Below are 10864 nucleotides of genomic sequence, written 5' to 3' on the forward strand. Positions count from 1 at the left end.
TATAAGAGACAGCCCTATACAGGCCTTCATAGTCTACCCCTTACTCGGCAGATTTCTCTACGACAGGCGGGGTCCAGGTTTGGTTCAGGACTTCCGGTTTCGGCCAGTAAGTACGGATGGTCATTTCAAAATCGCTCTTCGGCGCAGGCAGCCAGTTGGCTTCTTTCTCTTTGCCCGGGGAGTCATGCTGTACATAGATAGTCAGTGAGCCATCTTCATTGTACTTCATGCCTTTGAGGTTTTTGGTCCCAACGGAGTAACGCTCGATGTCGTTTTTGGCAAAAAAGTGCTGAGGATCGTACATTGTCAACGACCAGAACCCATCCACTGGCGGCGTTTTACCTTTCGGGAAGGTGATGGTGTAGTTGTTATCACCATTCAGGCGCCCATTTTTAGCATCAACTTCAACGAAGAAGTAACGCGTTTCTTCCGGCTGGTTCACATACATGTTGGACTTAGCCGTCGCTGTGCGTGATAAGTAATCGTAACCCCAGCGAGCACCATTCGACGGTGTATTCCAGCCGCCTGGCAAAGTCTGACCATTCGTTTTGAAGTCAAATAATGGTGTGACAACCTGCTCTTCGGTTTCCACCGCAGCAGCGTCGATAGCTTTTTTAATTTCCGGATCTGCTTTCGCCGCAGCAAGCATAGCTTTAATCATCGCATAACGGGATTCCTCACCAGGCTGTGGTGGAACCTGTGGCAGAATTTCAGCTAACTGGTCAAAAAATGTATTAGGATCAACCCATTTTGTTTCGCCTGTGGTGCTGTCTTCATCCCCGAAGTGAGGTGCATTGCGCCAGTCTACGTTTTTTTTCTTACCATCGTATTTACTGAGGGGATAGATGACGACCTGATTCAGCACATGTTGAAGTGCATCCTGATCGGCTTTGTCATCATTGACAAAGACGCGCGGCCCCATACCGACAAGATCCATTGGCGCATGGATAACAGCAGTGATCCCCGCAGGAACCGTTCCTTTCCAGTTTGGACCAACGACCAGATAATTCCCCGGTTTGGTACCATACTGCTTCCCGATTTTAGAGAACTCATCGCTACGTGCATCATAGAGCGCATACACCCAGAAACGGTCGCCAAAATCAGGAACCTGAAGAACGACAGGATCTTTATCAACTGAAGCGTAGCCAAAACCGTAGACAACATCCTGGTTAGGATGAGCAATCCAGCGCTGTTTTGGTGAAATGTAAGTGCTGAGCATTGCCACATAACCGGTGGGAGCGACTGGAAGAATTCCCCCCTTAAGACCAGGCTCAGGTACTTTTTCAGTTGCAGCCCGGCGATTAAAGGAGTTAACGATAGGCCAGCCCCAAAGGTAGGTATCTTTCGCTATAACGGTGGCAGCTTCCTTGGTGAATACAGTACCTGGCGGGATAGCAGCATTTGCAATAGCTGTCGTTTGGTTTGCTGAGGTCATTGTTTGGGTGGCTTGTGCCGCTGTTATCCCCGAAACGGCTAAAGCGATGGCACTGACTAAAAATAGTCTGCTGTTTTTCATTGATATTCCCTTCATGTCTATAGATTTGTAAGCCATCCATCTTGGGTTGAAAATGGCGGGACCTGAATCAATAGTGTAGTTATCAACTATGAATTAATGTGTCAAAGAAAAATATATGCAGAAAAAAATCTATATAACCTTTAGCCACCAGCACAGAGATGACACCACTACCACATAGCCAAACCTTACGACCGGATTAAAGTGGACAACCTTTTGAACGCAGCAGGCTGTTAAAGCGCTCGGGATCGGTGGTGCCAGCCGCATTATTCGTCCGGATCCTGGCTTCACGCTCAACGTGTTGATGTACTTTCGGTAACAGGGCACTCAATTCCGTGTAAGGGATTGCGATAACACCATCAGCATCGCCGACAATCAGGTCACCGGGCGCGACGACCATTCCACCACAGCTGATGGCAATATTGACCTCTCCCGGACCGTCTTTGGATGGGCCTCGAAGCGTATTACCCCTGGCATAGACAGCAATGCCACCTTCCGCCCATTCGTTCAGATCGCGAATAGCCCCATCAATGACAAAGCCCGCTATTTTCTTCGTCAACGCTGAGGTTCGCATCAGTCCGCCAATCAGCGCCTGCGTCAGGTCGCCTCCCCCATCCACGACGATAACATCACCCGGCTGTGCCATTTCTATCGCTTTATGGATCATCAGGTTGTCGCCAGGTCTGACTTTGACCGTTAGCGCCGGGCCACACAGCACCAGCTGCCGGTCAGCATGCCAGGGCTGAAGCCCTCTGGCCCCTGCACTGCGCCCCATGCAGTCACCGATATTCGGGACGGGTAATTGGCGAAAAGCCTCAATCATTGCGCGGTCAGGAACCTGTTCGCGAAGCCCGATATAATAGCCTGCTGGCCAGTCGGTTTTACTGCTCATAGCATCACTCCTTTTGAATGTGAGATGGCTTCAGAATTGACACACGCCCGCGGATCAAGAGTCTTTCTCTGCAAGAAATCCAGACACTGCCGGGCTGCAGATCGCGCAACCGCATCCAGTGCCTGCGTCGTAGAGCCGCCGATATGAGGAGTCAGAACGACATTTGTGAGCTGGCGAAAGGGGTGATCGGCAGCTAACGGCTCTTCGATAAAAGTGTCTAACCCGGCTGCGGTCAAAGCGCCCTCTTCCAGCGCTGCTGCGAGTGCATTTTCATCGATTAGCTCACCCCGTGATGTATTCACCACAATCGCCCCCTGAGGTAACAAGGCCAGCGTCAGGCTGTTAAGCATCTGACGGGTGGCGGCATTAACAGGACAGTGGAGGCTCAGCACCTGGCTGTTATGCAGTAACTCAGACAGCCCGGCATAACGCTGATGCTCCGTTTCTCCCACAAATGCCGGATCGAAGAACGCCACCCGCATTCCGATCGCCTGGGCAATATGCGCGACACGGCGACCAATTTCGCCATAGCCGACCAGCCCAAGCGTCTTGCCTTGTAGCTCGATACCGTTGCCAGCCCGCGTCCAGCGCCGTTCAGCGATTTCATGCTGGAAAAAAGGCAGGCGGCGGGCGGCACTGAACATTAAGGCAATCGTCAGTTCCGCCACCGATTGTGCATTTGTGGCGGGGGTTGTCAGCACAGGGATACCGCGGGCACTGGCTGCTGCGACATCAATGTTCGTCACGCCAACGCCATGTTTGCAGATAATTTTCAGTGTCGGACAGGAATTGATCGCCTTCGCTGACAAAACAGCCGTGCGCGAAATAACGGCGTCATAGACTCGGGTCGACATCAGGTGTTCAACTTCCTGCTCGTCATTGCTATGTTGCAAATAATCCACTTCACACCCGACGTCGGCCAGTACCTTGCGGCCACCTTCTCCCAGCTCAGGGGCGGTCATTAAGAACTTGTAGGTCATATCTGACTCCTGTGATGATTTCCTTAATGTTGGCATTAGTGAATGATAAATAATATTATCCGGATATTATTTATTGATTCCTGACGGGAATGATATGGAGCTTAAAGATCTGCGTTATCTGCTGGCGATTCGGGATACCGGCCATCTGGGGCGAGCGGCTATCAGCCTTGGCATCACTCAGCCCGCGTTGACAAAATGCATTCAGCGACTGGAGAAAATATATTCGGCAAAACTCCTGTTAAAGGCCGGGCGAGGCATCTATCTGACCGAAGCCGGGTTACTCCTTTGTGACCGAGCGCAAAAAATTGTCCACGCGCTGGAAGTAACACAACGAGATATGAGTTCCCTGGCCGATGGAAATGCTGGTTATATTCGCCTTGGCGCCGCGGCCAGCGCCGCCGAATTTATGTTGCCGAAACTGACGGGGCAATTGCTGCACGCCGCACCCAGCGTGCAGCTGGAAATCAAAGTAGGTCTGAACGACTTGTTACAAAGCGCACTGCGCGAAAAGCAGCTCGATATCATTCTCGGTTTTCTCCCCGAGAACGGAGAGGAGTTTATCTCGATCCCGCTCCTCGACGATCCGGTCGTGCTGGTTGCCAGCAAAGACCACCCGCTGGCAGGTATTCACCCGACGGCAGAACAACTCAATCAGTACAGCTGGCTGTTGCCTTCGAGGGGCGTGGCAACCCGGCAGTGGCTTGAACATCGTTTGTTGGGCGCTGGCTATCCTTTGCCTCGCGTCCAGATAGAAGCCAATACGCTGGCATCGCTGCGGATGGTCATCGCGGAAACCCACCTGCTGAGTTTCCTGTCACGCCGGGTGCTGAAAGAGCAGCAGAGCGCCGTTGCGCTGGTCGAAATTCCCCTTCCACTGTTGGTCATGCCCCGTACGTTCGGATTACAGTTCCATTCATGGAGTGAGCTGACCCCTGCAGCACGTAAGCTGGCTTCTATCGCGGGTAAAATCTGGGATTACCAACGTTAAAAGTGAGTTCCCGCCCTGTTCTGCTCAGCGCTGCTAGGCACCCGATAACGGAATAATCCCCAACACCAGTGATATCACCAACATGATCAGGCAGCTGAGCAGCGACCATTTGAAGGTAAACCGCTGATTCTCTGAGTAATCCAGCTTTAACATACTGACGACCAGATAAGTGGAAGCCACCAGCGGACTCAGGATATGTACCGGCTGTCCAATCAACGAAGCCCGGGCCATCTCCGCCGCGGTAATACCGTGGTGCTGAGCGGCATCGGCAAGAATGGGCAGAACGCCAAAGTAGAAGACGTCATTCGACACCAGCCACGTCATGGGGATACTCAGCAAAGCGGTAACTGGGGCAAGATACGGGCCAACAGAATCCGGGATTATGCGGATTAACGCCTCTCCGACCGCATTAACCATTCCCGTTCCGTTAAATAATCCGGTGAACACACCGGCGGCAAAAATCAGACTGGCTACGGCAATAATCGGCGCTGCGTGCTTCTCGAGCTGTGCCTTCTGCATACCGAGGTCGGGAAAGTTCACAATCAGGGCAATACATGCAGCAATCATAAACAGGTAAGCCAACGGCAGGATCTCTGTACATAACCCCACCAACAACAGCAAGGTCAGCAGCCAGTTAAAACAGAATGTTCGTGGGCCACGGCTGCGTTGTTCGCCATCATGCTTAATCTCGCTGATCATTTTGAAATCGTGACCCGCTGCCGCCAGACGCGCACGCTCGCGGCGGCCAAAAATCCAGGCCAGAACAAAGGTCCAGATGACGCATCCCATAAGCGCAGGCAAAAGTGGTACAAACACTTCACTCATATCCACCTGCATGGAGGTAACCGCGCGCGCGGTTGGCCCTCCCCAGGGAACCATATTTCCCAGGCCCGAGACTTGCAGCAACAGACAGCACACCATCGGCAAAGAGAACCCAATACGTTTGTAGATGGGTAAAAATGCCGAAAGGACAATAATGTAAATGGTTGCACCATCGCCATCCAGCGCCACAATAAATGCCAGCAGAACAGTACCGAGGTAGATTTTAACCGGATCGCCGTGTACGGCTTTAATAATACGGTTGACCAGCGGATCGAACATCCCCGCTTCTGTCATAACCATAAAATATAGCATTGCGAAGAGTATCATTATCCCGTTGGGGGCCACGCTCCGCAGCCCCTTAATAACATAGTCCCCCATTTCAGAATAAAAGCCGCCCAGAAGAGCAAAAATGGTCGGGATAATAATCAGTGCTGTCAGAGCTGATAGCTTTTTGCTCATTAATAAATAAATGAAAAAAATCAGCATCAACACACTCAGGGCAATCAACATTGTCAAATCCTCATGATTATTTTTATATCAGCGGTTTTTTGCATTAGCACAGTAAATTCAGGTCTCGAATACACTGCGAACCACATCACGTGACGTCTGTTTTATAACCCTCGACTTTCGGTATTTTTTGATGCGCAAATGTTTACGAAATGTGTCTGCCGGGTTAATTTTTTGGATTATGACAGTGGGGATGATGAATTAATGGCATTGAATTTTATTGATATATTCCTCAGAGGAATGAGATCAGTGCTGAAGTGGAGATTTTAAGCAACGTTTGAGCCACACCGAGGAATGGGGATGTCAGGAGGGTCAAAAATGTCTTACGAGTTTGTGAGCGGGAACAAATAAAATATGTTTTACAGGTGTGTCAGTATCTGGCGGAAAATCGTTAACCTGTCGCCAGCGGGAAGTTTTTGGGCAAATGTGCGTGAAGCGGAACTATCGTTGCAATAAAAGTCGCATCGTTGTATTTAAAATAGCTTCGCCTGATTAATTATTGTGCCGCAATGGATCGCCTGAATTATTCAATATCGACATTTGATTTTACTGTACTTTCCTTTTGAGCTGTTTTGCAGATGATACACTTCAGTCAATATCCTTTTTAAACAGTATACTGCCTGTCATTTGTTTTTTTGCTCCGCTGTTATTTTGATTTGTGAATTGCATCATTTTAAATGTAAGCGCTCCCTGCGCCGGCAATCATTAATATCCTCCTCCACCGGCAGCGCCCTGCTGCCCGCATTGACATTCTGCCTGACCAGTTCTTTATTTTTTCGGGTGGTTAAAACTAAAACTAAATTTAAAGGTAACGGATATTATGTCCAGTACAGAAAATAATAACCTGAATGCCACCGTGGAAACGGGCATTGACCACGACTCACTCGCACGCATCGACTCCATCACGGATGCCGTTGGCCACTCTAAGGGCCCGGTGCTCAATGGCGGATACACCGATGACCTGCAGCCAACGCTCAGCGGTCGCCTGCCGATGGGTGAAGGCCAGGTATTGCGGGTTTTCTGCAATAACGTGGTCATTGGCTATGCTGACATCGGGGACGATGCCACATGGAGCTTTACACCGGACACGCCACTGGAGCCGGGCAGAACCTATGACTTCCAGATCATCCTGTTAGATTCAGGCACCAGTGAACTGCTGCCGTCCGACACCTACACCATTCACACCACCGAACTGAACCAGGACGCAGCACCCGTCGCGCCGGTGATTACCGAAGTCCTCGACCAGTCGGGTGATCATCAGGGTTTAGTTGCGCAGGGTGGCAAGACCGATGACAAGCAGCCGGAGATTTCCGGTACCGCACAGGCTGGCAGCGTGGTGACGGTGACGGTGTATTCTGACGTGCATCATCGTTCTTACACACTGGGTAGCGTGGTGGCCGACGCAGACGGGCACTGGAGCTATCAGATGCACGGTAGTCAGGACATCACCAATGGCCTGGGTGAGTGGACCTTTACGGCCACGGCGACCAACTCCATGGGAACCAGCGACAGCAGCGCTGGCTACAGCGTGGAAACCGTGGCCACGAATGCCGACGTGTTCGCGACCCCGGAAATCTCCTACATCATTGATGATGTGGGCCTGCATACGGGGCATGTCACTGACGGCGGTAAAACCGATGACAGACAGCCTGAGCTGCACGGCACCGGTGAGCCCGGCAGTGTGGTGACTGTCACCATGTACGGTCCTTCAACAGGGAAAACCTACACTCTTGGCCATATCACTGTGGGTAATGACGGCACCTGGAGCTACCAGTTCTCCGGTAAACAGGCCATGCAGGCAAGTCACGGTGCGGAAAATATTTTCCATGTTTCTTCTGTGGATACAGACGGCCATACCGTCACGAGCGACGCCTTCACAGTGACCCTGACCGGCAGCAATGCGGATGACAACACCCCGCCTGACATTACCCCACCGGATGCGCCGGTTATCACTGAAGTGTATGACGACGTGGGGACGCAGCAGGGTCCGGTTGCCAACGGCGGCAGCACAGATGACAGCCAGCTGAAAATCAGCGTGACAGCGTCGTGGTTATCAGTCACGTGGTTGAATCGACAGGCGCTACTTATATCGATGGCTCCGTTGTGGCTGATGCGTCCGGTCACTGGGTATTCGATATGGCGGGACCATTCCTGCCGTTCGGCAACCGCATCATCACGGCAACGGCCACCGATGCAGCGGGTAATACCAGCGAGCCAAGCGACAGCTTTGTGGTTAACTTTGTTGATACCAATCAGGATGACATCACCCCACCTGACCAGCCGACCATTGACTCTTTCCTCGACGATGCGGGGAATTCCATCAGCGGTGCCACCACTGATGACGCCACCCCAACCCTTCAGGGCCATGCGGAAGCCAACAGCATTGTCAACGTGTACGAAGGCGACACCCTGCTGGGGTCAACAACGGCCAAGGCGGACGGCACCTGGAGCTACACCACGCCTGAGCGTGCGGACGGCATGCATGACTTCACCGTGACCGCAACAGATGCAGCCGGCAATATCAGTGTGCCTTCTGCTGATTTTGTGGTGGACGTTGAAACTGCCGATATCACCCCACCGGATGCACCGGTTATCCTGGATGCTTTCGGGACAGATAACGCAGAGATTGCTAATGGCGGGACCACGGACGACGATAGGCCGCAGTTGTCCGGTTCGGCGGAACCGGAAAGTATCGTAAATATTTACGATGGCACTATCCTGCTGGGCTCCGCAATCACCGGCTCGAATGGCGTCTGGAATTACGAGGTGTCCGGCGAACTCAGTGACGGTAAACACACTCTCTCTGTGACGGCAACGGATGCGGCAGGTAACACCAGTACACATTCAGCAGACTTTGTGCTGAACGTTGTTCCTGACCACACACCACCGGGCAGGCCGGCCGTCACTGGGGTGTATGACGATGTTGGGTCGCAACAGGGTCAGGTTGACTATCGCGACAAAACCGATGACAGCCGGCCGCTGATTTCCGGGACGGCGGAAGCGAAGAGTACTGTCCAGGTGTGTTTGACGGGTCCCAATGGCGGGGTACACATACTGGGTACTGTCATTACTGATAGCTCTGGTCACTGGTATTACCAGATGAAAAGTGCCGAGGAATTTAATGTTAAAGGCTTCTGGAAAATCGATGTGCAGGCCACCGATGCAGCGGGGCACACCAGCCTCTGGAGTGAGAAATATGTTGTTGAATTCGTGGGCAGCAACCAGGACGATACCACTGCCCCTGACGCACCTGTCATCACTGATTACTACGCTGATATGGGAGAACCTCAGGGCCACTTCAATGACGGCACCATCACGGGTGACAACACGCCAACCCTGAACGGTCAGGCTGAAGCCAACAGCATTGTAAAAGTGTACGAGGGCGACACCCTGCTGGGCTCCACCACCGCCCACAGCGATGGCTCGTGGAGTTATACCACGCCTGCGTGTGCCGATGGCAAACATGACTTCACCGCGACCGCGACGGATGCGGCGGGCAACAGCAGCGCGGCATCATCTGACTTTGTGGTGAACATTCATGCGACCAGCATCATTGACGTAACGACGCCTGACGGGCTGACCGTGTCTGATGACCAGGGGCTTTACCAGGGCGCGCTGGATAACGGGGCGTTCACGGACGATACCCAGCCGGAGTTCAGTGGTAAAAATCAGCTCGCTGGCGAGATTATCACCGTCATGGACCATGGTCAGGTAATCGGCTCTGCCCTGGTGGAAGGCGATGGCACCTGGAGTCTGACGCCGGACGTTGCGCTGACTGAAGGTGAGCATGATATCACGCTGACAGCCACCACAGACACAGGCCATACTGGCCCGGTATCCGATGTATTTACCTTTACGGTGGACACGACGGCGCCGGACGCCCCGGACTTCACAGCGAACGTGACGGAAGGTGAAAGAACCACGAACCATTCCCCGACCCTGACCGGCAATGGTGAAGAAGCGGGGGCGCTTATCACGGTGTATGACGGGACGAAAGTGCTGGGCTCCGTGGTGGCAGATAACAGCGGTAACTGGAGTTATAAAACGCCGACCCTGAATAATGGTGCTCATGGCCTGTCGGTCACAGCGACTGATGCCGCCGGAAATGTCAGTGATGCTTCGGACCAGTACGCGATTACTACCTACACTGACACGCCACCACCCGTGTTTACACCCAACATCAGGTGTATTTATGAGGGTCAGCATGCTGATTACAGCCATATCATAAAAAACGACGGAACGATGACGGTTGAAAAGTACACGTTACTGGCGTTCCTGCATCAAGGAGCAACGGCAACCTTGTATGATAATGGGCATGCAGTCTCATCTGACCCGTCTATTTACAGTGCGTCACCGGGGCATGACAATTATACTTTTGATGTATCGTCAATCTCTGCCGGGAGTCATACGTTTACGGTAAAAGAGACCTTTGAAGGAAAGACAACCACCACCGCAGAGTTCCATGTCACTGCGAGCTATGCTGCAACGAGTGTTCAGCATGAGGATATTTCTGTATCGGAAGATTTACTGGTTGACCCTAACCATCACGACACAAGCCATGTCTCATTGCCGGAGCTCTCAGCGACAACAATGGCGACACTAAATCATCACGCCACAATTGATTTGCACGATGGTGTAAGCCAGACGCTGGAGCTGAAACTGGAAGATAGCCTCAGTCACGCACAGCAGGACCTGTTTATCCAGGACGGCAAGCAGCAACTGGCTGTTACCGGCGACCAGGGTGATGTGGTTGAGCTGAAGGTCGAAGACCTGGCTCACAACACCTGGCAGGATACCGGGGCAGTGACAGCAGGTGGCATTCAGTACGAGGTGTATCAGCACACGGGCAGTGATGTCGAACTGCTGGTTCAGCACGGTTTGGAATTACATCAGGTTTCATAATCCCTGACGTGTTCTGACCTTAATTCATCCCCGGCTCCGGCCGGGGATTTTTTTGGCACTGTTGCAAACAAGGATGCAATACGATCCGTGTCTTTGAATAAAAACCTTAAATTCTAAATACCATGTTCACCAGACGCACCTCTCCCCGGGGGTGGCCATAATAAATACCTCAGTCTGCGGAACGTTTTAACATGTTCGTCGCGCTGCATTTTTAAATACTCTATTCAGAATTCGGTAATGTCAGGCGGGGTGTTGTCATC

The 10864-nt window shown here is 52.2% G+C and carries 6 protein-coding genes and 1 pseudogene; 3 read left to right on the forward strand and 4 right to left on the reverse strand.

Annotated elements, in window-relative coordinates:
• Positions 1 to 40: 40 nt before the first annotated feature.
• The 3 genes from D6C13_RS23615 to D6C13_RS23625 all read right to left on the reverse strand — a co-directional run bounded on the left by D6C13_RS23615 (position 41) and on the right by D6C13_RS23625 (position 3385).
• Positions 41 to 1516, reverse strand: coding sequence for a DUF1254 domain-containing protein (locus D6C13_RS23615; RefSeq protein WP_208642938.1), 1476 nt, complete (start codon positions 1514 to 1516; stop codon positions 41 to 43).
• A 196-nt stretch (positions 1517 to 1712) separates the two neighbouring features.
• The gene (locus D6C13_RS23620; RefSeq protein ID WP_120135106.1) at positions 1713 to 2405 is read right to left on the reverse strand and encodes an RraA family protein; all 693 of its coding nucleotides are present in this window, start codon (positions 2403 to 2405) and stop codon (positions 1713 to 1715) included.
• Positions 2402 to 3385: an NAD(P)-dependent oxidoreductase gene (locus D6C13_RS23625; RefSeq protein ID WP_120135107.1), complete on the reverse strand. Its 984-nt coding sequence runs from the start codon at positions 3383 to 3385 to the stop codon at positions 2402 to 2404. The genes D6C13_RS23620 and D6C13_RS23625 overlap by 4 nt, the downstream gene beginning before the upstream one ends.
• A 94-nt stretch (positions 3386 to 3479) precedes the next feature.
• Between D6C13_RS23625 and D6C13_RS23630 the strand changes: the two genes are divergently transcribed.
• Positions 3480 to 4373: a LysR family transcriptional regulator gene (locus D6C13_RS23630; protein WP_120135108.1), complete on the forward strand. Its 894-nt coding sequence runs from the start codon at positions 3480 to 3482 to the stop codon at positions 4371 to 4373.
• Positions 4374 to 4406: 33 nt separating this feature from the next.
• On the opposite strand, the gene D6C13_RS23635 is transcribed toward D6C13_RS23630, so the two are convergent.
• Complete coding sequence (locus D6C13_RS23635) at positions 4407 to 5705, reverse strand: CitMHS family transporter (protein ID WP_120135109.1); 1299 nt, start codon at positions 5703 to 5705, stop codon at positions 4407 to 4409.
• A gap of 988 nt (positions 5706 to 6693) precedes the next feature.
• Here D6C13_RS23635 and D6C13_RS25990 point away from each other — a divergent pair.
• Together D6C13_RS25990 and D6C13_RS25995 are read left to right on the forward strand one after the other, a co-directional pair.
• Positions 6694 to 7593: pseudogene (locus D6C13_RS25990) on the forward strand (Ig-like domain-containing protein); the annotation flags it as partial.
• Between the two features lie 245 nt (positions 7594 to 7838).
• Entirely contained in the window at positions 7839 to 10604 is a 2766-nt protein-coding gene (locus tag D6C13_RS25995) for an Ig-like domain-containing protein (protein WP_120135111.1), read from the forward strand.
• Positions 10605 to 10864 lie beyond the last annotated feature (260 nt).

The organism is Rahnella woolbedingensis (assembly GCF_003602095.1).
Classification (GTDB): Bacteria; Pseudomonadota; Gammaproteobacteria; order Enterobacterales; family Enterobacteriaceae; genus Rahnella; species Rahnella woolbedingensis.

Coding starts and splice junctions, on each gene's coding strand:
- D6C13_RS23630 (WP_120135108.1), top strand. CDS start 3,480: ATGGAGCTTAAAGATCTGCGTTATCTGCTGGCGATTCGGGATACCGGC.
- D6C13_RS23635 (WP_120135109.1), bottom strand. CDS start 5,705: ATGTTGATTGCCCTGAGTGTGTTGATGCTGATTTTTTTCATTTATTTA.
- D6C13_RS23620 (WP_120135106.1), bottom strand. CDS start 2,405: ATGAGCAGTAAAACCGACTGGCCAGCAGGCTATTATATCGGGCTTCGC.
- D6C13_RS23615 (WP_208642938.1), bottom strand. CDS start 1,516: ATGAAAAACAGCAGACTATTTTTAGTCAGTGCCATCGCTTTAGCCGTT.
- D6C13_RS23625 (WP_120135107.1), bottom strand. CDS start 3,385: ATGACCTACAAGTTCTTAATGACCGCCCCTGAGCTGGGAGAAGGTGGC.
- D6C13_RS25995 (WP_120135111.1), top strand. CDS start 7,839: ATGGCGGGACCATTCCTGCCGTTCGGCAACCGCATCATCACGGCAACG.